This is a genomic window from Roseateles sp. P5_E4, assembly GCF_054049255.1.
In genome coordinates, this window is record NZ_JBFUMS010000002.1 from 25,150 (window position 1) to 47,611 (window position 22,462).

21 protein-coding genes and 1 riboswitch are annotated in these 22,462 nt (G+C 68.6%); of the genes, 5 read left to right on the plus strand and 16 right to left on the minus strand.

The window, feature by feature from the left end:
* Positions 1-5: 5 nt before the first annotated feature.
* Both preA and ACXJLH_RS02965 read right to left on the minus strand, forming a co-directional pair.
* Entirely contained in the window at positions 6-1,313 is a 1,308-nt protein-coding gene (preA, locus tag ACXJLH_RS02960) for an NAD-dependent dihydropyrimidine dehydrogenase subunit PreA (RefSeq protein ID WP_457320464.1), read from the minus strand.
* Entirely contained in the window at positions 1,306-2,679 is a 1,374-nt protein-coding gene (locus ACXJLH_RS02965; protein ID WP_457320466.1) for an NAD(P)-dependent oxidoreductase, read from the minus strand. The genes preA and ACXJLH_RS02965 overlap by 8 nt, the downstream gene beginning before the upstream one ends.
* A gap of 105 nt (positions 2,680-2,784) precedes the next feature.
* Between ACXJLH_RS02965 and ACXJLH_RS02970 the strand changes: the two genes are divergently transcribed.
* On the plus strand, positions 2,785-3,420 hold the full coding sequence (locus ACXJLH_RS02970; protein WP_457442445.1) for a TetR family transcriptional regulator C-terminal domain-containing protein: 636 nt from the start codon (positions 2,785-2,787) through the stop codon (positions 3,418-3,420).
* Positions 3,417-3,857, plus strand: a complete 441-nt coding sequence (locus tag ACXJLH_RS02975) for a nuclear transport factor 2 family protein (protein ID WP_457442446.1) — start codon at positions 3,417-3,419, stop codon at positions 3,855-3,857. The genes ACXJLH_RS02970 and ACXJLH_RS02975 overlap by 4 nt, the downstream gene beginning before the upstream one ends.
* Positions 3,858-3,898: 41 nt before the next feature.
* Here ACXJLH_RS02975 and ACXJLH_RS02980 read toward each other — a convergent pair whose 3' ends face one another.
* From ACXJLH_RS02980 to ACXJLH_RS02990, 3 genes are all read right to left on the minus strand, one after another.
* A complete protein-coding gene (locus ACXJLH_RS02980; protein WP_457442447.1) occupies positions 3,899-5,758 on the minus strand; it encodes a diguanylate cyclase domain-containing protein in 1,860 nt (619 codons plus the stop codon).
* Positions 5,759-5,832: 74 nt separating this feature from the next.
* Complete coding sequence (locus tag ACXJLH_RS02985; protein ID WP_457442448.1) at positions 5,833-6,432, minus strand: hypothetical protein; 600 nt, start codon at positions 6,430-6,432, stop codon at positions 5,833-5,835.
* Positions 6,429-6,926 (minus strand): RNA polymerase sigma factor, encoded by a 498-nt coding sequence (locus tag ACXJLH_RS02990; protein ID WP_457320476.1) that lies wholly within the window; start codon positions 6,924-6,926, stop codon positions 6,429-6,431. Before ACXJLH_RS02990 ends, ACXJLH_RS02985 begins: the two co-directional genes overlap by 4 nt.
* A 78-nt stretch (positions 6,927-7,004) precedes the next feature.
* On the opposite strand from ACXJLH_RS02990, the gene ACXJLH_RS02995 reads away from it, so the two are divergent.
* Positions 7,005-8,297 (plus strand): S8 family serine peptidase, encoded by a 1,293-nt coding sequence (locus ACXJLH_RS02995; RefSeq protein WP_457442449.1) that lies wholly within the window; start codon positions 7,005-7,007, stop codon positions 8,295-8,297.
* A gap of 109 nt (positions 8,298-8,406) precedes the next feature.
* Positions 8,407-9,204, plus strand: a complete 798-nt coding sequence (locus ACXJLH_RS03000; protein WP_457442450.1) for a hypothetical protein — start codon at positions 8,407-8,409, stop codon at positions 9,202-9,204.
* Between the two features lie 52 nt (positions 9,205-9,256).
* On the opposite strand, the gene ACXJLH_RS03005 is transcribed toward ACXJLH_RS03000, so the two are convergent.
* From ACXJLH_RS03005 to ACXJLH_RS03030, 6 genes are all read right to left on the minus strand, one after another.
* Positions 9,257-10,045: an ABC transporter permease gene (locus tag ACXJLH_RS03005; RefSeq protein WP_457442451.1), complete on the minus strand. Its 789-nt coding sequence runs from the start codon at positions 10,043-10,045 to the stop codon at positions 9,257-9,259.
* Positions 10,042-12,135, minus strand: coding sequence for an ATP-binding cassette domain-containing protein (locus ACXJLH_RS03010; RefSeq protein WP_457442452.1), 2,094 nt, complete (start codon positions 12,133-12,135; stop codon positions 10,042-10,044). Before ACXJLH_RS03010 ends, ACXJLH_RS03005 begins: the two co-directional genes overlap by 4 nt.
* A 171-nt stretch (positions 12,136-12,306) precedes the next feature.
* Positions 12,307-12,975 carry a hypothetical protein gene (locus tag ACXJLH_RS03015; protein ID WP_457442453.1) on the minus strand — a complete coding sequence of 223 codons (669 nt, stop codon included), beginning with the start codon at positions 12,973-12,975 and terminating at the stop codon, positions 12,307-12,309.
* Positions 12,972-13,868: an ABC transporter ATP-binding protein gene (locus ACXJLH_RS03020; protein ID WP_457442454.1), complete on the minus strand. Its 897-nt coding sequence runs from the start codon at positions 13,866-13,868 to the stop codon at positions 12,972-12,974. The genes ACXJLH_RS03015 and ACXJLH_RS03020 overlap by 4 nt, the downstream gene beginning before the upstream one ends.
* A complete protein-coding gene (locus ACXJLH_RS03025) occupies positions 13,865-14,251 on the minus strand; it encodes a GntR family transcriptional regulator (protein ID WP_457320152.1) in 387 nt (128 codons plus the stop codon). The genes ACXJLH_RS03020 and ACXJLH_RS03025 overlap by 4 nt, the downstream gene beginning before the upstream one ends.
* 100 nt (positions 14,252-14,351) lie before the next feature.
* Positions 14,352-15,554 carry an HD-GYP domain-containing protein gene (locus tag ACXJLH_RS03030; RefSeq protein ID WP_457320153.1) on the minus strand — a complete coding sequence of 401 codons (1,203 nt, stop codon included), beginning with the start codon at positions 15,552-15,554 and terminating at the stop codon, positions 14,352-14,354.
* Positions 15,555-15,637: 83 nt separating this feature from the next.
* Positions 15,638-15,709: riboswitch (S-adenosyl-L-homocysteine riboswitch) on the plus strand.
* 19 nt (positions 15,710-15,728) lie between these two features.
* Between ACXJLH_RS03030 and metH the strand changes: the two genes are divergently transcribed.
* On the plus strand, positions 15,729-18,431 hold the full coding sequence (gene metH / locus ACXJLH_RS03035) for a methionine synthase (RefSeq protein ID WP_457442455.1): 2,703 nt from the start codon (positions 15,729-15,731) through the stop codon (positions 18,429-18,431).
* A 263-nt stretch (positions 18,432-18,694) separates the two neighbouring features.
* Here metH and ACXJLH_RS03040 read toward each other — a convergent pair whose 3' ends face one another.
* From ACXJLH_RS03040 to ACXJLH_RS03060, 5 genes are all read right to left on the minus strand, one after another.
* The gene (locus ACXJLH_RS03040) at positions 18,695-18,901 is read right to left on the minus strand and encodes a hypothetical protein (protein WP_056199857.1); all 207 of its coding nucleotides are present in this window, start codon (positions 18,899-18,901) and stop codon (positions 18,695-18,697) included.
* Between the two features lie 14 nt (positions 18,902-18,915).
* Positions 18,916-19,065 (minus strand): hypothetical protein, encoded by a 150-nt coding sequence (locus tag ACXJLH_RS03045; protein WP_157256336.1) that lies wholly within the window; start codon positions 19,063-19,065, stop codon positions 18,916-18,918.
* 103 nt (positions 19,066-19,168) lie between these two features.
* Entirely contained in the window at positions 19,169-20,647 is a 1,479-nt protein-coding gene (locus tag ACXJLH_RS03050) for a CYTH and CHAD domain-containing protein (RefSeq protein ID WP_457442456.1), read from the minus strand.
* A 13-nt stretch (positions 20,648-20,660) separates the two neighbouring features.
* Positions 20,661-21,323 carry a glutathione S-transferase gene (locus tag ACXJLH_RS03055; RefSeq protein ID WP_457442457.1) on the minus strand — a complete coding sequence of 221 codons (663 nt, stop codon included), beginning with the start codon at positions 21,321-21,323 and terminating at the stop codon, positions 20,661-20,663.
* A 232-nt stretch (positions 21,324-21,555) separates the two neighbouring features.
* Positions 21,556-22,452: a DMT family transporter gene (locus ACXJLH_RS03060; RefSeq protein ID WP_056199848.1), complete on the minus strand. Its 897-nt coding sequence runs from the start codon at positions 22,450-22,452 to the stop codon at positions 21,556-21,558.
* Positions 22,453-22,462 lie beyond the last annotated feature (10 nt).

Below are 22,462 nucleotides of genomic sequence, written 5' to 3' on the forward strand. Positions count from 1 at the left end.
TTCCTTCAAGTGCATCCGGCACTCATCGGGTTGTTCGGGTGCGTGGTCCAGTTCGCATAGCTGCCGTCGATGACGCGGCCCGTGCGCGCATCGGTCTCGCCCGGCTGCAGCGCGCGCATCGAGATGGTGCCAGGGACGGGGCAGATCGACACGCAGAGATTGCAACCGACGCATTCGGCATCATTGACCTCGAAATGCCGCTGGCCGTCCTTCATCGCAAAGATGGCCTGGTGCGAGGTGTCCTCGCAGACGACATGGCAGCGCCCGCACTTGATGCAGCTGTCCTGGTCGATGACGGCTTTCTCGACGTAGTTCAGGTTGAGCTGGTTCCAGTTCTTCACGGTCGGCACCGCGCGGCCCTGGAAGTCGGCAATGCTCTTGTAGCCCTTCTCGTCCATGAAGGTGTTCAGGCCCGAGCACATGTCCTGCACGATCTTGAAGCCGTAGACCATGGCGGCGGTGCAGACCTGCACCGTGCCGCAGCCCATGGCGATGAACTCGGCCGCATCGCGCCAGGTGGTGATGCCGCCGATGCCGCTGATCGGCAGGCCGGCGGTTGCCGCGTCGCGGGCGATTTCGGCCACCATGTTCAGCGCGATCGGCTTCACAGCCTGGCCGCAGTAGCCGCCGTGCGAGCCCAGGCCGTCGGTGACCGGGCTCATGGTCATGCGGTCCAGGTCCACGCCCATGACCGAATTGATGGTGTTGATGAGGCTGACCGCATCGGCGCCGCCCGCATGGGCTGCGCGCGCCGGGAATCGCACGTCGGTGATGTTGGGCGTCAGCTTCACGATGACGGGCATCTTCGTGTGCTTCTTGCACCACTCGGTGACCTGCTGGATGTACTCCGGCACCTGGCCGACGGCCGAGCCCATGCCACGCTCGCTCATGCCGTGGGGGCAGCCGAAGTTCAGCTCCACGCCGTCGGCGCCGGTGTCGGCCACGCGCTCCAGGATGGCCTTCCAGCTCGCCTCGTTGACCGGCACCATCAGCGAGACGATCATGGCCCGGTCAGGGAAGTCGCGCTTCACGCGCTTGATCTCGTCGAGGTTGATCTGCAGCGGCCGGTCGGAGATCAGCTCGATGTTGTTGAAGCCGATGACGCGCCGGTCCTGGCTCCACAGCGTGGCGTAGCGCGGGCCGTTGACGTTGACGACCGGCGGGTCCTCGCCCAGCGTCTTCCAGACGACGCCGCCCCAGCCGGCCTCGAAGGCGCGGCGCACGTTGATCTCCTTGTCGGTCGGCGGTGCGGACGCGAGCCAGAAGGGGTTGGGGCTTTGGATGCCGAGGAAGTTGGTGCTCAGGTCAGCCATGGGAGGCCTCCGTATCGTGATGGCGGACGGCGCTCAGGCCCAGGGCGCGGTCGATGCTGATGGCGGCGCGTTTGCCGTGCTCCACGGCTTCTACGGTCAGGTCCCGGCCGCCGGCGCGGCAGTCGCCGCCGGCCCAGACGCGGGCCAGGCTGGTCTGGCCGTCGGCGTCGGTCTTGATGCGGCCGGCTTCCAGGGCGATGGCGCTGCCAGCCGGTTCCGGCTGATACGTCTGGCCGATGGCGCGCAGCACCATGTCGGCCTCGATGAAGAACTGTTCGCCGGTGTCGACGAGCTTGCCGCCTTCGAGCTTCGTCGCCGCAAAGCGCATGCCTCGCAGCACGCCGCCCTGGCCTTCCACGCCGAGCGGCCGAGCCCAGCAGCGGATGGTCACGCCGTTCGTCTGTGCCCAGTGCTGTTCGTGGGTGGAAGCCGACAGGCCGTCGGGCCCGCGGCGGTAGACCATGGTCACCTGCTCGGCACCCAGCAGCCGGCTCTGCACGGCCGCGTCCACGGCTGTCATGCCGCCGCCGATGACGACGACCTTGCGGCCCACTGTGACGATCTCGGGCGCGCTCTGGCGCAGCTCGGCGATGAAGTCGACGGCGTCGCGCAGGCCCGTGACCTGCGGTTCGGCAATGCCCAATGCATTGACGCCACCCAGGCCCAGCCCGAGGAAGACCGCGTCGTATTCAGCCAGCAGGCCGTCGAGTGTGATGTCACGGCCGAGTCGACAGTTCAACTTGGGCGTGATGCCGCCAATGCTCAGCAGCCAGTCGATCTCCTTCTGCGCGAAGCCGCCGGCCACCTTGTAGGTCGCCAGGCCGTATTCGTTCAGGCCACCGAGCTTGGGGTTGGCGTCGAACAGCACGACGTCATGACCGCGCCACGCCAGGCCGTGGGCCGCAGCCAGGCCGGCCGGCCCGGCGCCAACGACGGCGATGCGCCGGCCCGTCGGCATGCCGCGTTCGAACAGCGGCTTGGCGCCGGGGTTGGCGAAGTGACCCTCCACCGCATAGCGCTGCAGCATGCCGATCTCCACCGGCTTGCTCTCATTGGTGTTGCGCACGCAGGCCTGCTCGCACAGCACCTCGGTCGGGCAGACGCGGGCGCACATGCCGCCCAGCGGGTTGGCCGTCAGGATGGCCTCGGCCGCGCCGCGCACGTTGTCCTGCGCCACGCGCTGGATGAAGCTGGGGATGTCGATGCCGGTCGGGCAGGCCGTCTGGCAGGGCGCGTCATAGCAGTAATAGCAGCGCTCCGCCTCGATCAGCGCCTGCGTCCGGTTCAGCGGCGGATGCGCGTCGGCAAAATTCTGCGCGTAGTCATCGGGCGTCAGGCGCCCGGATTTCAGATCGGCAAGGTCCACGGGAATCTCCGGGTGGAAAACACCCAAACATTACTACTCCGTAAAAATTGACCTAAGCGTAAAAACCCGCAGCTTCAGCTTGGTGCGCGCCGTCAGAATGCGGGCATGACCGTGACCGCTGCCGCGCGCACCCCGCGCGCCGCCACCCTGCGCAAGCAGGAGGCCATCCTCGCTGAAGCCGAACGCCAGTTCGCCCGATACGGATTCGAAGGTGTCAGCCTCGACAGCATCGCTGCCGTGCTCGATCTGTCGCGCCAGAACCTGCTCTATCACTGGCCCAGCAAGGAGGAGCTTTACCGCGCCGTGCTGGACAGCGTGATGGGCGAGTGGATGGCCAACATGAACGCCATCACCGAGGCCGACGAACCCGAAGCCGCCATCCACACCTATGTGTCGGCAAAACTACGATTCAGCCGTGAACGGCCCAGCGGCAACGCCGTTTTCACGCGCGAGATCATGGCTGGCGCGCCGCGCTACCAGGACGTGCTCAAGGCCCAGGTCATGCCGCTGCTGCATGCCGACGTGGCGCGTTTCGAGGGCTGGGCGGCCGAGGGCCGCATCCGGCGCGTCGATTTCACCCACCTGATGTTCCTGATCTGGTCGTCCACCCAGGCCTATGCCGATCTGGGGCCGCAGTTCGCTCTCTACATGGGCAAGCCAGCATTGGAAGAAGAGGACTTCGACCGTGCCCGCGAGCTGATCACGGGGCTGATCTGGCGCAGTCTGAAAGTGGCCCGATGAAGCGTCGCGGTCTCTTGATGGGGTTGATGCTGGCAGCCGGCCTGGCCCAGGCCGCCCCGCCGGCCGAGCTGGTCGCGCAGCTCAAGGCCCAGTCGGACGCCTGGGACCAGGCCATCGTCCGCCGGGACCGCGCCGCCATCGAGGCCAACATGGCCGATGATTTCCGCCAGATCGACGGCCGCGGCAATGTCGAAACCAAGGCCAGCTTTGTCGAAGGGCTGGTCTCGCCCGACCTTGTCATCGACCCCTACACCGTCGAAGACTTCGAGGTGCGCGTCTATGGCGACACGGCCCTGCTCAGCGGCCGCACGCGCATGACGGGCCGCTATCAGGGCCAGGCCTTCAAGAGCCACTACCGCTACATCGACATCTACGTGAAGCGTGGCGGCGCCTGGAAGATCGTCAGCGTGCAGATCAGCCGCATCCCCGAACCCTGACTGCTGACCAAGGGGCGCGGCAGTTGAGTTGAGCACGCGGCTCAAGCTGTCGGCCCGTCCTCGTCTTCATGCATGACCCAGCGGCCCTTGCCGGTGCGCTTGCCGGCCAGCATGGCCCGGTCGGCGCAGGTGATCAGGGTGTTGACGTCGCGCCCATGCCGCGGGTACATGGCCACGCCGATGCTGATCCCCACCCGGGCCTCGCCGCCGCCCGGCAGGGGGATGGGCGCCTCGAAGGCGGTCAGCAGCCGGTTCAGCGCATGCCTTTCGTCGTAGAGGCCGTTGAGCTGGTTGAGCACCAGCACGAACTCATCGCCACCAATACGCGCCACCACGTCGTTGCCGCGCACGCTGGCGCTCAGGCGCTCGGCGGTGATGCGCAGCAGCGCGTCGCCGGCGTCATGGCCCTGGGCGTCGTTGATGGCCTTGAAGCCGTCCAGGTCCAGATAGCAGACCGCCAGCCAGCGGTCGTTGCGTTCGGCGTCGCGCAGCAGGAAGGCCAGGCGCTCGAACAGCAGGTGCCGGTTGGGCAGGCCGGTCAGCATGTCGTGGAAGGCCAGGTGGCGGGCCTGCTCCTCGCTGTGCTTGATGGCCGTGATGTCCAGCATCAGCCACAACGACTCGCCGTCCGGCAGGGCCGTGCCGCTCAGGTCGATCCAGACCGGGCTGCCATCCTTGCGCCGCATGCGCAGCTGAGTGCGGTAGCGGTGCGGTGCCTCCAGGCGCTGGGAGGCGCGGCCGATCTGGGCGTAGGACTCATCGTCGAGATAGAGCAACCGTGAGGGCTGGCCGCTCAGCTCGCCAGGCTCGTAGCCGAACAGCCGGTCCAGGGCGGCGTTGTGCCAGACCTCGCTGCGGCCGCGCAGCCTGACCATCGCCACCAGCTCGTTGTCCAGCAGTGCGCCGCGCTCGGCGGCCAGCAGCTCGACGCGGCTGCGCTCCTGCACCTGCCGGGCCTGGGCGCGGTAGATGAAGACCGAGAACGCGACCAGCAGCGCCTCCAGCAGCAACAGCAGCGCGGCCAGCACGCCGACCTCCCGGCGCCAGCCGGCGTAGAAGTCCTCGGTGGCCAGGCCCGCCAGCATCAGCATCGGGTAGTCGGGCACGGTCTCGTAGGCGGTGGCGCGTTCCACACCATCCAGCGCCGTGCGCGTGACGAAGCTACCCTGCCTCGGGTTCGCGGCCAGTGCCGCGCGCAGCTGTTCGGACACCCGCGTCGTGCCCGTGCCGGCCTCGGGGTTGGCATCCAGCGGTGAATATCGCGCGATCAGCTGCAGCGAGCTGGAGCGCAGCGTCACGGCCCCCTGCGCGCCGACGTTGGCACGCTTGAAGTCGTCCCGGAAGCGCTCCGTCTTGATGCTGGCGTAGACCACGCCCAAGAAGCGGCCATCCGCGGCGGTGCGGGCGCGTGCCAGGACCAGGCCCCAGCCGCCGATGATGCGCCCGCGCTGGGGCTCGGAAATGGCCGTGCGCGTCGGGTCGGCCTGCGCCTCGCGGAAATAGTCGCGGTCGGCCATGGACACGGCCGGCCTGTCGCCGGGGTTGAGCACCAGGCCGTTGGCGTCGGTCACGCGCAGCGCATCGATGGTGGGCACCAGGGCCCGCTGCTCCTCGGCAATGCGCGCGATCTCGCGAAGGTCCGCCCCCTTGGCCGGCAGCTCATCCAGCCGCTTCAGCAAGGACTGCAGGCTGTTGTCCACCAGCCTGAAGCCCGCGCTGACGTTCTGGCCCAGCGTGTGCGCCAGATTGGCCGCCGTCTGGCGCGCCTGCGCCTCATGGGTCTGCTGGCTGGCATAGGCGACCCGCAGCGCGACCAGGACAACCATCGCCAGGATGATGAGGTTGCCGAGGATCAGGTAGCGCTTGAAGCGCAGCAGGCTTGCAGAGATTCGCCAGGGCATGCGAAGGCAAAGTTGGGGGTTGGTATGTGGTTTGCCCTCCCCGGCTGCCCCATGCTAGCCCAGCCGCGGTGCTTTCAGTGCCAGCCGGCGTCGCGCGCGGTGCGCTCCTGCTCGGCGTTGAGGGCTTCGCCGGCGATGAGCCCGTCCATCGCACCCAGCACGGCGGGTGGCAGGGCGGTGGCGGCCTGGCGCATGCCGGTGCCGGGCGTGGGCGCCACGGCCGCGACCTGCTGCAGGGCCCAGGCGCCGTCGCCGTCGCGGCAGGCCAGGCCGGCCGAGGCGGTGGTCGTGAAGCTGCGGCAGTAGCGGCCGTCCCTGGCCTTGAAGCTGACCTGCACGGCCACTGCGCCGCCTGGTGCGCTGGCGAGCTGGCGGTCCAGCGCCTGGGCGATGGCGCCGGTGGCGACAAGGCGGTTTTCATCGGTCGCGCCCGGTGGCGTCAGGCGGGTGCCGATCAGCGTGCCCAGCAGCAGTGTCGCGGCCATGCCGCCCCAGGCGGCCCAACTGGACATGGCACGCCGCTGGGCGCGCACGGCGCCGAGGTCCACGACCTGCGCGGCCGGCTCGGCCAGCAAGGCCCTGAGGCGCTCCGGCACGGGCTCGTTCAGCACGCCGTCGAAGGCGGCGGCCAGGCGGCGGCGCTCGGCTTTCAGTTGATCCTCGTTCATGTTCATGGCCACTCTCCCAGCAGTTCCTGCAGCGCCTCGCGGGCGCGGGCGACGCGGCTCGTCACGGTGCCGACCGGCACGCCCAGCGTCTCGGCGGCTTCCTGATAGCTCAAGCCCTCGACCAGCACCAGGCCGACCACCGTGCGGTGCTCGTCGCTCAACTTGGCTACGGCCTTGCGCACGAGGATGGCGTCCAGCGGCGCGCCCGTCATGGCGCCGTCGCCGACGTGCTCGCCTTCCTCCTCGGGCAGGAAAGTCTGGCCGCGCCGTTCACGGGCCCTCAGTTCATCGATCCACGCGTTCTGCATGATGCGAAACATCCAGCTGTCCAGACGCGTTCCAGGCGTCCACTGGTCGGTGCGGTTCAGCGCCTTCTCGATGGCGACCTGCACGAGGTCGTCGGCGTCTTCGCGGGAGTGGGCCAGCGTGCGGCCGAAACGGCGCAGCCGCGGCAGCAGGGCAGCAATTTCCTGGCGAAGTTCGGAAAGGTTCTCGGGCATCGATACAGGGACAACGGACGAGGCATGGATTTTCTTCCCTCCCTCGCTCGTTATCCTCACAAAAGCTGTTGCGACGCCATGAAACCTCTTCTCGCTCTGACCCTCGCCGCCCTGGCCGTGCCGGCCCAGGCCCAACTGCGCTTGCCGCAGCTGCCGGGCGTGTCGCGCCTGCCCGGTGTGGTGGACCGTGTCGTGGACCGCGTCGTGCAACCCCTGCCCGAGCTGCTGTCGTCGACCACGCAGCTGGTCGACCTGCGCGCGACGACGGTGCGCGACCTGCTGCAGCGCCATTCGGACGTCGTCGAGGCCGACCCGCGGGGCGAGCTGATGCGCCGCCGCGAACTCGTGCTGCTCTCGCCCAGCGATGCCGCCTTGGCCGCAGCGGCGGCCCTGGGCCTCATCAAGCTGCGCGAGGAGGCCTGGCCCGAGCTGGAACTTCGCGAGGTCGTGCTGAGTGTGCCCGCGAGCCTGGGCACAGCCGAGGCGCTGGACAAGCTGCGCGCCGCCCAGCCCGATCTGCAGGCCGACTTCAACCATCTGTATTCGCGCAGCGGGGAGCTCGCACCCGGCGCCGCTGTCGCCCCAGCCAAGCCGCGCGGCCCGGTGCGCGTGGGCCTCATCGACGGCGGCGTGGACCGCCGTCACGCCGCCCTGCGCCATGCGGCCGGCGGCAGCTTCGGCTGCGCTGGCAGCCTCGTACCGAGCGAACATGGCACGGCCATCGCCTCCCTGCTCGTCGGCCGCGACCGCGGCTTTGCGGGCGCTTCACCCAAGGCCGAGCTGTTTGCTGCCGACGTGTACTGCGACAAGCCCGACGGCGGCTCGGCCGAGGAGGTCGTGCGCGCGCTTGCCTGGATGGCGCGCGAGCGCGTCGCCGTCATCAACCTGAGCCTGGTCGGCCCGTCGAACCGGCTGCTGGAGCAGGGCGTCGCGGCCCTGGTCAAGCGCGGGCATCTGCTGGTCGCGGCGGTCGGCAACGACGGCCCGGCCGCGCCGCCGCTGTTCCCGGCTTCCTATGCCGGCGTTGTCGGTGTGACCGGCGTCAACCCATCGCGCCGCGTGCTGCCCGAGGCGGCGCAGGGGCCACAGGTGCTGCTGACGGCGCCGGGCGCCGATGTCGCCGTGGCCCGCAGTGGAGGCGGCTATGGCATCGCGCGCGGCACCTCGTTTGCGGCACCGCTGGTGGCGGGCCTGCTTGCTGCGGAACTGCGCGAACCCGACCCGGTCGCCGCTGCGGCAGTGCTGGAGCGCCTGGCCGCTGCCGCCATCGATCTGGGCGCGCCCGGCCGCGATCCGGTCTATGGCCGTGGCCTCGTCGCCGAAGACCTGCGCGTGGTGCCCGAGCAGCTGCAAGCGCGCCAGGCACGCTGAAACAGACACTTGCATCTCGATCGGGAAGGAAGTCTCGGCTGCGGTCGTTGTACTCAGTGAAAGGGCCGGAATGGCTGGCTCTTCCGCAACAACCACCCGGAGATCCATCATGTTTGCAACCCGTCGCACCCAAGTTCTTCGCACCACGCTGAGCACCGTGTTGACCATTTCGGCCGTCGCGGCCGGCCTGCTCGCTTCCAACGCCCACGCCGGCCTGCTCGGCGGTGGCGGTGGCGGCCTCACCGGTGGCTTGACCGGCGGTTTGAATGGCGCGCTGTCGCCCCGCCAGCTCGATGTCGGTGGCCGCGCGAACGGCAATGCCAGCGGCTCGGCGGACGGTTCCCTCGTCAAGGGCACGCTGGACAAGACCAAGGGCGCCGTCGGCGGCGTCAAGGACACGGCGACGGCCAAGGTCGGCGAGGTGAAGTCCACCGCGACCGACAAGGTGGGTGAGCTGAAGACCGCCGGCGAAGGCGCCAAGGACTCGCTGGGCAATGCCTCGGGCAGCGCCGATGGCAGCATCAGCGGCGCGTTGAATGGCACGGCCAACGGCGTCAATGGCAATCTGGCGGGCCAAGGCAGCGGCATGCTGAACGGTACGCTGAGCCGTGGCGATACGCCGGCCGCGACGACGCCCGCCAACCCGGCCACGCCGACGGCCACGACACCCGCCATGCCGGCAACTCCGGCCACGCCCACGGCCTCCACCGCGCCCGCCGCCACCTCGCCGCTGACGCTGGGGGGTGCCGCCGCGGGCAGCGCCAGCAAGAAGGAAGTCAGCGGCAATGCCAGCGGCCAGGCCACCGGCCGCCAGACCCAGGCTGCGGGCGGCGCCTCGGCCAAGGCCTCGCGCACCGACAAGTCGGTGGCCGTGGACGGCGCGGCCAATGGCTCGGTCAAGCGCTGATCGACATCGGGGCTGAAGAGCAAGGGCGGCCTGCGGGCCGCCCTTGTGTTTGTCAGCCGCGCCGCTTCAGGCGGTACAGCGCAATCCCGGAGCAAAGCACCGTGAACCCGAACAGCATGGCGAAGGCCATCTCCGGTGCGATCCAGCGGAACTTCTCCACCCCGCCCGCGGCGAAGACGAGCTGGTTGAGGTGGAACTGCGGCCAGAACGGCGCCTGGAAGTACATGGACTTGGGCAGCGGGAAGAACACGCCCGACAGGTAGAGCCCCGGCAGGTAGAGCAGGTGGGCGTAGGCCGGCGCGGCCGAACCGCTGGCCAGCGCGCCGACCATCAGACCCAGGGCGCAAAAAGGGATGGCGCCGGTGATGAGCACGACGCTCATGGCCGCGAGTTGACCGGCGCTCAATCCAGCCTGGCCGCTGACGGCGGTGACGACGAGGATGGGCAGGTAGGCGATCACGCCGGTCACGACGCCAGCGACGATCTTGGCCGTCAGCCAGGCGCCGGGCGGCGCGGGCTGGGCGCGCTTGAGGGTCAGCAGGCCCAGCTCTCGTTCCATGGCGATGGACGGGCAGGTGGCGAACACCGCGGCCATGGTCACGGCCATCAGCGAGAAGCCGGCGAACATGAAGCGGGCGGCGTCCGGGTCCTTGGCCGTCATCTCGCCGGCCACCGCGAAGGCGAACAGCAGGTACAGGGCCACCGGCAGCACGAACATCGGCAGCGCAAAGGCCGGCGCGCGCAGCAGGCGGATGAGTTCGAGGCGGATCTCGACCGTGTAGGGCGACGTGGTGCGGTGGGCCGGCGCGAAAGCCGGGGTGGGGCGGGTCAAGGTGGTCATGCGGCCTCCCGGGTCAGTTCGTTGAAAGCGTCATTGAGCCCGGCCTGCTTCACTTCCAGGCGCGAGAGCTGCGGGTCGGCCGCGAGCAGGCGGCGCACCACCGCTTCGGCATCGGTCGCGACGATGGCGAGCTGGTCGTGGTCACAACTCACGTCCACCACGCCCGGCCACCGGCGCACGTCGCCCGGCACCAGCGAGGTCTCGCAGCGGATGTGGCGGCGAGATACGAGCGCGCGCATCTCAGCCACGCTGCCCGAGGCGATGACGCGGCCCTTGCCGAGCACGGCCACGCGGGTCGCCAGTGCTTCCGCCTCTTCCAGATAGTGCGTCGTCAGCAGGATGGAGCAGCCCTCGCGCAGCAGTGCACGGATGTTGGCCCACATCAGCTCGCGGGCCTGGATGTCGAGACCGACGGTGGGCTCGTCCAGGAACAGCACCCGAGGGCGCCCGCAGACGGCGATGGCGAACTGCACCTGGCGCTTCTGGCCGCCGGAGAGCTTGCCGTAGGGCCGGTTGGCCAGTGCCGTGATGCCGGCGCGGTCCAGCGCGTCCTTCACGCTCAGCGGGTGCTGGTAGTAGCTGGCCGACAGCGCGACCAGCTCATGCACCTTGAGATCCTTTGGCAACTCAACATCCTGCATCATGACGCCCAGCCCCTGGCGCCGCGCAATGTCCTGCGGCGAGCCGCCGAGCAGGCGCACGATGCCGGCGTCGGCGTCGTGCAGGCCCAGCCACAGCGAGATGGCCGTGGATTTGCCGGCGCCGTTGGGGCCGAGCAGTGCGAGCAGCTCGCCGCGCCTGAGCTGCAGGTCGACGCTGCTGAGCGCCTCCAGCTTGCCGTAGCGCTTGAACACGCCGCGCAGCGAGGCGACGACGTCATCGGTCGTCGGTTCTTCGATGGAGACGGCAACTGCGCGACGGGGATAAGCCTTGCCGTTGAGCACCTTGCCGATGACCGTCGAGCGCACCAGCCCCTGGTAGCTCAGCAGCAGCACGGCGAGGCTGCCCAGCAGGACGAGCGGGTACTTCACGCCCCAGTGCAGCGGCCAGTCGCCCACCCAGACCTGCACGGCGCACACCAACGGCAGGTGGACGAGGTAGATCCAGTAGGACGCATCGGCCACGTAGCGCAGGGCCGGGCTGTGGCCGGACAGGAAACGCAGCGCGAGGCCCGCGATGGCGAAGGTCCACGACCAGGTCGATGCAACGAAGGACAGCGCGAAGATCAGCTTCGGCGTATCGGGCATGCCGAATGGCGGCTGGGTTCTCAGGATGTAGAGGCAGACGGCCGAGGACGCGATGGCCAGCGCCAGATGCGGCAGCCAGCGTGCGCTCAGCGTCGCCAGCGCATCTGGCGCGCGATGCACCAGCCAGCCGAACATGAAGGCCGTGCCGAAGCCGACCGTGGCGGGCAGTTGCGGGATCAACGACTGGTCCGGTGTGGGGATGCCGACCGCGGGCATCCACATCTGCAGGGACAGCAGGCAGCCCGCGAGTGGCAGGCCCAGCAGCAGCGCACCGGCCGGCCAGCGTAGCGCAGCGGTCGTGACGCCGTCCAGCCAGCCGCGCAGCACCTGGCCTCGGTCCAGCGCCGCGACGATGCTGCGCACCAGCAAGGCGCCGGCATACAGCCACAGCAGCTGGTAGAGGAACCACAGGTGGAACAGCGGCAGCGCGCCAAAGGTCCTGGGCATTTCCGGAGCGGCCGGCGGCGCGCCGTTGAACACCTTCTGCATGCCCAGTCCCCACACGAAGACGATGGCGACGAACAGCAGTGGCCAGCCGACGACCAGCGGCACGGCGATGCGCTTGCCGCGGTTGAGCCAGAAGCCCGCGGTGCCCAGCTTCTGGTGCTGCAGCCGCGCGAAGTAGCCGGCGATGAAGAAGAACAGCGTCATGCGGAAGCTGTGCGCGACGAAGGCCGCGTCGCCCAGGAAGGCACTGGGCGAGTTGTCGCTCATGGCCCATAGCCCCTTGGGGATGCCGGGGATGAAGGACATGCTGGCGTGGAAGGCCACGCCCAGCAAAAGGGCAAAGCTCCGCACTGCGTCGAGGGCGTGCAGCCTCTCGCCGTTGGGTTGTGAAGTCATGGTGTTTCCCTAGGAGGTGTGGATCGACCCCGCGCGGCCGAGCAGGCCGTCGCGGCGTCGCCAATCAAGGCGCAAAGCGGAGCCGTAGCCCGTGCTACGGCGAGCATTTGCAACGCCGAGTGGCGGCGTTGCGGTGGGATGAGCGGGCGTGAGGGGTTGGTTCATGCCTCCTCACAGGAAGTCGCGCCGACGCGCGGCGGTGAACAGGGGCAGGGACAGGGCGAGGACGGTGAGCGCCGCTTCAGCGGCGAGGAGCAGCCAGAACGTGCCGTTCCAGACGGGGGTGGCGGCGAGCATGTACTGCCCCACCTCGGGAATGCGGCCGACGCCCATCATGAAGAGCGAGACCGACATGTTCGTGAGGATGATGACGCCGCCCATGCCCGCCTCGGAGCTGATGTTCAGCGCGGCGCACAGCACCAGCGCGAAGTTCAGCAGCAGGAAGACGCACAGCAGCACGGCGTAGGGCAGCAGCCCGTCGGCAATGCCCGGCATGACGAGGATCAGCGCCACCGCGCCGGCGCTTAAGCCAGCCCACGGCAACAGGAAGCCGGCGAGCAGGCCCAGCAGCTTGGCGCGCACATAGTCGCCTGGCGACAGCGGCAGGCTCAGCACGAAAAGCAGCGAGCGCTCCTTGCGCTCGGAGGCGACGCCGAACAGCGCCAGCATGACGCCCAACGCAATGATCGCCGTCAGCCAGACGATGAAGCCGATGTTGAAGCCCACCTCGCCGCTGGCCGCGGTCAGCAGCCCGGCAAAGCCGGCAGCGGTGGCGCCGACGAGCAGCCAGCGGTAGACGTAGAGCTCCTTGGCAACGAGCTTGCGGGTGAGCAGCTTCATGACGGGTGTGCCTCCTGCGCTTGCCGGCTGTGCATGACGGTGGCGACGAAGACTTCTTCCAGGCTCATGCGGTGCACCTCCTGCACCGGCGCGCCGAGGCGGGCGAGGAAGTCGTCGCTGAAGCCGTCGATGGTCAGCGTGACGTTGGGGCCGTCGACGTCACGGTGGACGATCTCTGGCAGACGCCAATCGGGCGCACCGTCCGGTAGCCGCAAACGCAGCGTGCGCCAGCGTTCGAGGAAGTCCTCCTTGTTGTTGGACGCCACGACGCGGCCACGATCGATGAAGGTGATGCGGTCGGAAATGCGCTCCACGTCCAGCGTGTTGTGCGACGAGAACAGGATGGAGCGGCTGTCGTCGCGCAGCACGTCCATGAACTCGGTCAGCAATTCCTGGCGGGCCACCGGGTCCATGCCCGACGTGGGCTCGTCCAGCACCAGCAGGCGTGGGCGCCGCGCGAGCGCCAGCAGCAGCAGGGCCTTGGCCTGTTCGCCCGTGGACAGGCTCTTGGCCATCTGCCCCCCATGCAGGCCGAAGCGCTTCAACAGCGTGGCGGCGTAGGTTGCGTCCCAGCCGGGGTAGAGGGACGCGACGAAGTCCATGTGCCAGGCCAGCGTCGCCTGCGGCAGCAGCTTCATGTCGTCGCTGACGAAACCGACATCGGCTTTGGCGGCGGCCTGGTCTTGAGGCATGTCATGGCCGAGCAGTCGGATGCTGCCGGCGTCGGCCGTCAGCAGGCCCATCAGCAGCCGGATGGTGGTGCTCTTGCCGGCGCCGTTCGGGCCGACGAGGCCCATGATCTGGCCCTGCTCAAGGTCGAGGGACACGTTCTCCAGCGTGAAGAAGCGGAATGCCTTGCGCACGCCGTTCATCTCAATGGCTTTCGCGCTCATTTGTCGGGCTCCTGATTCAGCGCGTTGCGCAGTCGTTCGATCAAATCCGGCTCGGGCATGGCCAGCGACCTGGCAATCTCGCCAGCCGCGGCGAGGTGGGTATCGAGCTGGGCCAGGCGCATGTCCTTGGCCAGGCCTTGCGCGTCGGCCACGAACGAACCCTTGCCGTGGCGGGTGACGATGACGCCTTCGGATTCCAGGTCCAGGTAGGCGCGCTTGACGGTGATGACGCTGACGCGCAGATCCGCCGCCAGCGCGCGGATGGACGGCAGCTCCTGCCCGGCTGGCCAGTCCCCGGCGGCAACGCGCTGGCGGATCTGTTCGACGATCTGGAGGTACATCGGCCTCGCGTCGGTCTGCGAGATGAAGAGACTGCTGTGCATAATGTGTATACACAGAATATATGCACAGTCCGGCGAATGCAAGCGGCGGAATGAAAAGAGCGGCCCGCGGGCCGCTCTTGCCGGTCGATTCAACCGCCGTCTAGAGCTTCAGCAGGGCTTCCAGATTCACGCGCAGCTTGAATTCCGCCGGTGCCAGGCTGGCCGAGATGGCCTGGGCGGCCAGTCGCGTATCGCGTGGCACGGGGTTGCTCAACGGGCTGCCGCTCTTGCCGATCAATGCAGCGACGAGAGGCTCATTGGCGCTGAAGCCGCGTTTGAAGACGAGCCCGACTTCGCCATTGGCCAAGCGCACGATGCTGCCGGGTGGGTACAGGCCCACGGTCTTGATCAGCGCCGCGCCGGCTTCGTCAGGCTGGCCGAGTTCGTCGAGGAAGACGGCGCGGGCGGCCGCGGCGCCGCTCATGGCCTGGCGGCTGCGGCGGGGCGACAAGCGCGCGCCGAAGAGGTCGATGCGGCGCAGCAGTCGGGCCAGCTTCTCGCCATCGCTGCGGCTGCCGAGCGGGCCGGGCCCGGCCTCGTGATGGAGGCGCACGGCGGTCAGCCAGACGGGGTCGGCGACGCCGACCTGGGCCAGGCGCTGCGCAGCGCGGTCGCCGTGAGCGGCCAGGGCCTGGCGCTGGGCGGGCGTGGCGGCGTCGAGCTGGCTGGCCAAGCGGTCGTGGGCGGGGCCGGCGCCGTAGTTCATCGTCAGCGCGGCGCCCTGCAGCGCGCTGCGCAGTTCCGGTGCCAGTTGCATCTGCTGGGCGACCAGGTCGCAGAGCAGCAGCGTCAACAGCGCGTGACGGGCGCTGTAGTCGCCGAATTCCTGGCTGCTCTCGAAGATCAGCAGCATCAGGGTTGCGTCAGGGTGGGCGTGCAGGCGCTTCAGCGCGGTGTCGCGCAGCGCGGCCAGTCGGGCGGTGAAATCAACCGGATCGGCCTCGCGCAGCAGGCTGTGGGTGTGCAGCAGCAGGTTGGACCAGGCCTCGCGCGGGCCGAGTTCCACCTTGGTCGGGGCCAGAGTGTCGAGCCGGAAACTGCCGTCGGCTTTGACGATGTCGGACAGCGGCACGTCCTGCATGACCATGGTGTCCAGCCGATGGGCCAGCGCGCGCTGGTACTCCATGGTGTCTGCGGAGTTCACCCACGCGCCGCCATCGACGAGGCTGCGCACCAGCGGCGAGTCGCGCAGCACCTGGCCGCGCGCGAACAGCAGCTTGCCGTTGGCGTCGAACAGGTCGTACGGCAGGGTCATGCCCAGGCGCAGCGTGCGGGTCGGTAGAGGGATGAGTTCAGAGGCCATGGATTGAGGCATTCTCAACGGCCTTCGGCTTCGGCAAGCCGATCTTGAGCGAGGACGAAGGGGTGGCTGCGTAGAATTCCCGGCCATCCGAGGAGCGCTGCGACGGGTTTTCTTGCCTGCCAGGCTCGGATTTCTGAAAACGGCGCTCATCGATCCTCTGCCTGAGCCCCATCGATGACCACGCCCCCTTCGCCTCCTGCACTGAAGCTCTCTGGCCTCGAGCCCGTCGCCATCGATGCCGGCAGCCTGTTCGTCAACATCGGCGAGCGCACCAACGTCACCGGCTCCAAGGCCTTCGCGCGCATGATCCTGGCGGGGGAGTTCGAGAAGGCGCTGGCCGTCGCGCGCCAGCAGGTCGAGAACGGCGCCCAGGTCATCGACATCAACATGGACGAGGCCATGCTGGACAGCCAGGCGGCCATGGTGCGCTTCCTGAACCTGATCGCCGGTGAGCCCGAGATCGCGCGCGTGCCGATCATGATCGACTCGTCCAAGTGGAGCGTCATCGAGGCTGGCCTCAAGTGCATCCAGGGCAAGGGCATCGTCAACTCCATCTCGATGAAGGAAGGCGAGGATGAGTTCCGCCGCCAGGCCAAGCTCGTGCGCCGCTACGGTGCCGCGGCCGTGGTGATGGCCTTCGACGAGAAGGGCCAGGCCGACACCTTCGCCCGCAAGACCGAAATCTGCGAGCGGGCCTACCGCATCCTGGTCGACGAGGTCGGCTTCCCGGCCGAGGACATCATCTTCGACCCCAACATCTTCGCCATCGCGACCGGCATCGAGGAGCACGACAACTACGCCGTGGACTTCATCGAAGCCACGCGCTGGATCAAGCAGAACCTGCCCGGCGCCAAGGTGTCAGGCGGCGTGTCCAACGTGTCTTTCAGCTTCCGTGGCAACGAGCCGGTGCGCGAGGCCATCCACACCGTCTTCCTGTACCACGCCATCCAGGCGGGCATGGACATGGGTATCGTCAATGCCGGCATGGTGGGCGTGTACGACGACCTTGATGCCGAGTTGCGCGAGCGCGTCGAGGACGTTGTGCTGAACCGCCGCGCGGATGCGGGCGAGCGCCTCATCGAGATCGCCGACCGCGCCAAGAGTGCCGGCAAGGACGATTCGGCCCGTCTGGCCTGGCGCGCCGGCGATGTGAACCAGCGGCTGTCGCACGCGCTGGTGCATGGCATCACCGACTTCATCACCGAAGACACCGAGGAAGCCTGGCAGGCCATTCTGGCCAAGGGCGGCCGGCCGCTGCACGTCATCGAAGGCCCGTTGATGGCCGGCATGAATGTCGTCGGCGACCTGTTCGGCCAGGGCAAGATGTTCTTGCCGCAGGTTGTCAAGAGCGCCCGCGTCATGAAGCAGGCCGTGGCCCACCTGCTGCCCTACATCGAGGAAGAAAAGCGCCTGCTCATCGAAGGCGGCGGCGATGCCAAGCCCAAGGGCAAGATCGTCATCGCCACCGTCAAGGGCGACGTGCACGACATCGGCAAGAACATCGTCACGGTGGTCCTGCAGTGCAACAACTACGAGGTCGTCAACATGGGCGTCATGGTGCCGGCCCAGGACATTCTGCGCAAAGCCAAGGAAGAGGGCGCCGACATCATCGGCCTGTCCGGGCTGATCACGCCGAGCCTGGAGGAGATGCAGCACGTCGCGGCCGAGATGCAGCGCGACGACTACTTTTCGTCGCGCCACATGCCGCTGCTGATCGGCGGCGCGACGACGAGCCGCGTGCACACGGCCGTCAAGATCTCGCCGCACTACGACGGCCCGGTGGTCTACGTGCCCGATGCGTCGCGCGCCGTGGGCGTGTGCACCGAGCTGCTCAGCGATGACCGCGCCGCGGCCTATATCGCAGAGCTGAAAGCCGACATCGAGAAGACCCGCGAACTGCATGCCAACAAGAAGCAGACGCCGCTGGTGACGCTGGCTGCCGCACGGGCCAACAAGGCCGTGCTGAACCTGAGCCGCGTCGCGCCCGCCCCGAAGTTCACCGGTCGTCGTGTGCTGAAGAACCTGGACCTTGCGGAACTGGCCCGCTACATCGACTGGGGCCCTTATTTCCAGACCTGGGACCTGGCTGGCCCGTATCCGGCCATCCTTGATGACGCTGTCGTTGGCAGCGAGGCGCGCAAGGTGTTTGCCGATGCGCAGGCGATGCTGAAAAAGATCATCGACGGCCGCTGGCTGCAGGCGCATGCCGTCTTCGGCCTCTACCCGGCCGCGCGCGTCAACGAGGACGACATTGCCATTCGCAGCGAACCGCCCATGGTCTGGCACGGCCTGCGCATGCAGTCAGAGAGGCCTGTCGTCGAAGGAGTGAAGCGCCCCAACCGCTGCCTGTCCGATTTTGTTGCGGAAGAGGGCGACCACGTCGGCATGTTCGCCGTCACCGCGGGCCTGGGCGTCGACAAGAAGGAGGCGGACTTCCTCGCCACCCATGACGACTATTCGGCCATCATGCTCAAGGCCCTGGCCGACCGCCTGGCCGAGGCCGCCGCAGAGTGGCTGCACGAGCGTGTGAGGCGTGAGTTCTGGGGCTATGCGCCGGCCGAGGCGCTGAGCAATGCAGAGCTCGTGGCCGAGAAGTACGAAGGCATCCGCCCCGCGCCCGGCTATCCGGCCTGCCCCGACCACCTCTCCAAGCGCGACCTGTTTCGCGTGCTCGCGCCCGACGAGATCGGCATGGGCCTGACCGACAGCATGGCGATGACGCCAGCGGCCAGCGTCAGCGGCTTCTACCTGGCGCACCCTGACGCGGCGTACTTCAATGTCGGCCGCATCGGCGACGATCAGCTCGCCGACTGGGCCGTGCGCTGTGGCTTGGACGAGACCGAGGCGCGCCGCGCGCTGGCGCCGCTGTTGGGCTAGGGCCTGTTAACGCTACGGCAAGGGGTCGCGAAGGCCCGCCGCCAGGGGCCAATCAAGGCGCGGCACGCCGCCCGCACTCGSGTGCGRGCCAGTGGCGCAACGCCGAGTGGCCCCTGRCGGMGGGCCTTCCCTTCGGGTTGTGGCCRGAAAAGCCGCGYSCRGCGTTGCAAATGCTCGCCGGGTGTSCAACCCGGCTCCGCTTTGCGCCTTGCTCGCGGCTTTTCTGGCCACAACGCGACCCGTTGCCGTAGCGTTAACAGGCCCTAGTCAACGAAGAACTCGCCGCCCGCCGCGTGATACCTGCCGTGAAAGACCTGATGGCCGGGGCCGCGCTGGTGGGCCGCGGCTTGCGCCTCGGCGGCGTGCGCATGGATGCTGACGAAATCGCCGGGAAGCTCCTGCTTCACCCGCAGCACCATCCAGCCTGTGACCCAGCCGGTGTTCCCAGCGTCAGTTTGCAAGGGTTCCATGGTTTCTCCTGCAGTCAGTGCCGTTTGAAGTACTGCACCTCGCGCTCGTGTTTTTCGGCCTGTTCGCGTGTGTCAAACGTGCCCAGGTTCCTGCGCTTGCCGGTCTGTGGATCGGGCTTGCGAGAGTAAAGGCGGTACTGGCCGCTGCCGAGCTTGCGAATCATGGTCGGCTCCTTGGTGGCGAAGGCCCAGTTTTCGCCGCGTTGCGGCTCTTGTGTGTAGGACGACGCGAGAGCGTGCTGACCGAGCGCTCCCGCGGCCGCGGCATCAGCGCGGCAGCGGCTCGACGGCGGCCAGATGGCCCAGCTCGTCGCGCGCCCGCTCGCGGGCCTCGGCCAGGCGCGCGGTCAGCCAGCCGACGGCGAACCAGGCGGCAGGGTCGGCGGTCACCAGGGCCTGGTAGCGATCGCGCGCGACAACGAGGTCGTTGATCTCACCCAGCGCCTGCTGGGCCGCGGCCAGGGCCTGCAGATGACGGGAGGCGCGTTTGTGCGGCAGCAGCGGAGCGAAGAACTCGAGCGCATAGCGCTGGCGCTTGGCGTGCTTGCGCAGCGCATGCAGGGCCGTGGGCTCGAGCTCGTCGAAGCGGTGGCAGCCGTCCACCAGCCTCTTGTGCCAGCGGCGCAGCCGCTTGCGCGCCAGGCGCTGCAGCGCATCCTGCGGCTCGGCGAGGGGCTGAAGGCCGGCGCGCCACGAGATCCAGGCCAGCAGCTGGTGCTGCGTCTCGTCGCTGCGGATCAGTACGGTGATGTCGTGCGCGGCGCTGTCGACGGGCAGGGCCAGCGGCGGCGCACCGGCCTGCTTGAGTTCGGCGACGACGCCGCTGCCCAGCACATCGCTGTCGCGCGCCTTGCCGAGTTCGGCGAACAGCCGGCGCAGGCCGTCCACCAGCCCGCGCGGTGGCTCGGTCACCCAGCCTCGGAAGGCCCGCAGCGCGCTGCGCAGGCGGCGGATGCCTACGCGGGCCTGGTGCACATGCTCGGCGCGCAGCTCGGGGGCGCCCTCGGTCAGGCCGATGAGATTGCGGCTGATGTGGGCCAGGCATTCATCGAACACCGCACCGAATGCGTCCAGTGCGCCCGCGTCCTGGTCGTAGCGCGGCGACTTGGCCTTGCGCAGCGGTGGATGGAGCGACCCGGCCACGAGGTGATGGCCGCGCTCGGCCTTGTTGCGCGGGTCGTAGACGAGGCCGAAGCGCCGCCGCCAGCGCTCGACCAGGCCCAGCATTGCCACCGGCGAGCCCGACACCAGTTCGAACTCGATCTCGCGAAACTTCTGCACTGCGGCGCCGGCCGTCAGCCGGCCCTCGTCCAGCGCGATGTCGACGACAGCGCCGCGTGTGCGCACGCGGCGCATCAGGCGGCGCTGCTGGATCTGGAAGCGTTCCAGTGCATCCTGGCCCTCGGCCTTGGCCTGTGCCAGCAACTCGATCAATTGCTGGCCAGGCGCCGTCGCGGCATGGGCTTGCGGGTCGGGGCTGGCGTCGGGGCGAGTGACCTCGTGCTCGAAGCGCTCCAGCGCACCACCGCGCGCGGCCTTCAGCCCTTGCACCCAGCGCCGGCCTTCACGGCGCATGCGCCAAGCCAGCCCGGCGCGAGCGAGGTGCCGGTCGGGCGTGTCGAAATAGGCGTCGATCAGCGAGACGCGCCGCGCTGCGCCGCGTGCGCCAAGCTCGTCCGCCAGCGCCGCGCGGGACGACGCCGGCACGAGGAACTTCAGTTCGATCTCGATGTGCGCGGCGGTCAAGGCAGGGGCGTGTTCAGGCTCGATTGGCCGCCAGTGAGCGGTCCTGGTCGGCCTTGCGATCGGCCGCGACCTTCAAGGCGTGCGGGCGCTCGCCGATCAGCTTGGCATAGGGCTTCCAGTCCACACCGCCGGCCTGCAGCAGGTCTTCGCCATAGATGATCTTGGTCGCCATGCCCACCAATGGCAGGCTGACCCAGCCGGCGCAGTCGGCCAGCGTGAAGCTGTCACCGGCCAGATAGGGGCCGAACCTGGCCAGGCGCTTGAAGGCGGCGATGTTCTCGGGCAGCACGCGGGCCACGCGCTTCTTGGTGCCGTCGCTGACCTCGCCGCCGAAGAAGGCCTCGGCATACAGCTCGCGCGCGACCAGCTCCAGGTGCAGCTCGACATAGGTGATGAGCTCGCGCACCTTGGCCGCCTCGTAGGGATGGGCGGGGATCAGCCGGGGCGTCTCGGGATAGGCCGCCTCCAGGTATTCCACGATGGCCTGGCTCTCGCACAGCGGGCCATGCGGCGTCTTGATGAAGGGCACCTTGCCCAGTGGCGAGCAGCTCAGCACGTCCTCGGCATGGGAATGCGTCTTGATGTATTCCTCGCTGAAGGGGATGTCCTTTTCCAGCAGGGCCAGCTTGACCTTGTTGTAGTAGTTCGAGAGCGGGATGCCGCAGAGGGTGATCATGGGGAGGTCTCCTGGTGAATGCCGCAGTCTATGCAGAGCGGCGGCGAGCCTCTAGCGCGGTGGCGACAGCGGGAAGTGCTGGGCAGGCCCTCGCGAGTGGGCGCGCCTGGTAGCGGGATGCAGCGCAAGGCGGAAACCGCAGCCATAGCTCGGGCTATGGCGAGGATTTGCAACGCTGCGATGCGCCCGTTACCAGGATGCGCCCGCCGCGAAGGGCTTGCTCAGCATTTCCCTATCGATTCACCAGCACGATGCCCACCGCCAACGCCGCCAGGGCCGCGACGAGGCGGGCGCTGATGCCCTCGCCCAGCAGCAACGCGCCCGCCAGCAGGCCGAACAGCGGCGTGCTCAAGGTGAAGACGGACAGCTTGGTGGCCGCGTAATGGCGGATCAGCCAGAACCACACCAGATAGCTGGCAAAGGTGACGATGATGGCCTGGAAGCCGAACAGACCCAACAGGCGCGGTGACCAGTGCAGGGGCAGGGGTTCGCCGGCGACCAGAGCCGCGGCGCACAGCGTCAGGGCTGAAACGCCGAGCTGGTAGAGCAGGGTCTTCTCGGCCGGCGCCGAACTCAGCTTGGTGGCACGGATGGCCAGCGTCGTGCCGCCCCACAGCACGGCGGCGGCCACGCCGAGGGCGTCGCCCCACCATTGCATCGGCGTGCCCGGCGCCGAGAAGCCTTCCGCGAACGCGAAAGCCATGGCGCCGAAGGCCAGCACCAGACCCAGCCACTGCCGCGCCGACAGCGCCTCGCCGCGCGCGATCCACGGCATGCCCAGGGCGACGACGAAGGGCGCCAGATAGATGAAGACCACCATGCGCGAGGCGCTGGTGTATTGCAAGCCGACAAAGATGCAGCCGAACTCGGCCGCAAACAGCAGGCCGGCCAGCAGGCCGCCGCCCAAGCTGCCGTCACGCTCGAACAGGCGGATGCCGCGCGACATCGACCACAGCCACACCAGCAGGCCCGCCACAGCCGAGCGCAGCCCCGCCTGCCAGAGCGGCGAGATCTCGGTCAGTGCGGCCTTGGCGGCCACCTGGTTGATGCCCCACAGGAAGCAGCACAACAGCAGCAATGAAACGGCGCGGGGATCGAGATGGGTCTGGCGGCTGATCGGAGAGCTCATGGCCCCTATG

Excerpts from the sequence above, each read along its gene's own strand:
- ACXJLH_RS02970 (WP_457442445.1), top strand. The coding sequence starts at position 2,785 with ATGACCGTGACCGCTGCCGCGCGCACCCCGCGCGCCGCCACCCTGCGC.
- ACXJLH_RS03020 (WP_457442454.1), bottom strand. The coding sequence starts at position 13,868 with ATGAGCGCGAAAGCCATTGAGATGAACGGCGTGCGCAAGGCATTCCGC.
- ACXJLH_RS03040 (WP_056199857.1), bottom strand. The coding sequence starts at position 18,901 with ATGGAACCCTTGCAAACTGACGCTGGGAACACCGGCTGGGTCACAGGC.
- ACXJLH_RS03030 (WP_457320153.1), bottom strand. The coding sequence starts at position 15,554 with ATGGCCTCTGAACTCATCCCTCTACCGACCCGCACGCTGCGCCTGGGC.
- ACXJLH_RS02975 (WP_457442446.1), top strand. The coding sequence starts at position 3,417 with ATGAAGCGTCGCGGTCTCTTGATGGGGTTGATGCTGGCAGCCGGCCTG.
- metH (WP_457442455.1), top strand. The coding sequence starts at position 15,729 with ATGACCACGCCCCCTTCGCCTCCTGCACTGAAGCTCTCTGGCCTCGAG.
- ACXJLH_RS03010 (WP_457442452.1), bottom strand. The coding sequence starts at position 12,135 with ATGACTTCACAACCCAACGGCGAGAGGCTGCACGCCCTCGACGCAGTG.
- ACXJLH_RS03045 (WP_157256336.1), bottom strand. The coding sequence starts at position 19,065 with ATGATTCGCAAGCTCGGCAGCGGCCAGTACCGCCTTTACTCTCGCAAG.
- ACXJLH_RS03005 (WP_457442451.1), bottom strand. The coding sequence starts at position 10,045 with ATGACCACCTTGACCCGCCCCACCCCGGCTTTCGCGCCGGCCCACCGC.
- ACXJLH_RS03000 (WP_457442450.1), top strand. The coding sequence starts at position 8,407 with ATGTTTGCAACCCGTCGCACCCAAGTTCTTCGCACCACGCTGAGCACC.
- ACXJLH_RS02980 (WP_457442447.1), bottom strand. The coding sequence starts at position 5,758 with ATGCCCTGGCGAATCTCTGCAAGCCTGCTGCGCTTCAAGCGCTACCTG.
- preA (WP_457320464.1), bottom strand. The coding sequence starts at position 1,313 with ATGGCTGACCTGAGCACCAACTTCCTCGGCATCCAAAGCCCCAACCCC.
- ACXJLH_RS02990 (WP_457320476.1), bottom strand. The coding sequence starts at position 6,926 with ATGCCCGAGAACCTTTCCGAACTTCGCCAGGAAATTGCTGCCCTGCTG.
- ACXJLH_RS03060 (WP_056199848.1), bottom strand. The coding sequence starts at position 22,452 with ATGAGCTCTCCGATCAGCCGCCAGACCCATCTCGATCCCCGCGCCGTT.
- ACXJLH_RS03025 (WP_457320152.1), bottom strand. The coding sequence starts at position 14,251 with ATGCACAGCAGTCTCTTCATCTCGCAGACCGACGCGAGGCCGATGTAC.
- ACXJLH_RS03055 (WP_457442457.1), bottom strand. The coding sequence starts at position 21,323 with ATGATCACCCTCTGCGGCATCCCGCTCTCGAACTACTACAACAAGGTC.
- ACXJLH_RS02985 (WP_457442448.1), bottom strand. The coding sequence starts at position 6,432 with ATGAACATGAACGAGGATCAACTGAAAGCCGAGCGCCGCCGCCTGGCC.
- ACXJLH_RS02995 (WP_457442449.1), top strand. The coding sequence starts at position 7,005 with ATGAAACCTCTTCTCGCTCTGACCCTCGCCGCCCTGGCCGTGCCGGCC.
- ACXJLH_RS03015 (WP_457442453.1), bottom strand. The coding sequence starts at position 12,975 with ATGAAGCTGCTCACCCGCAAGCTCGTTGCCAAGGAGCTCTACGTCTAC.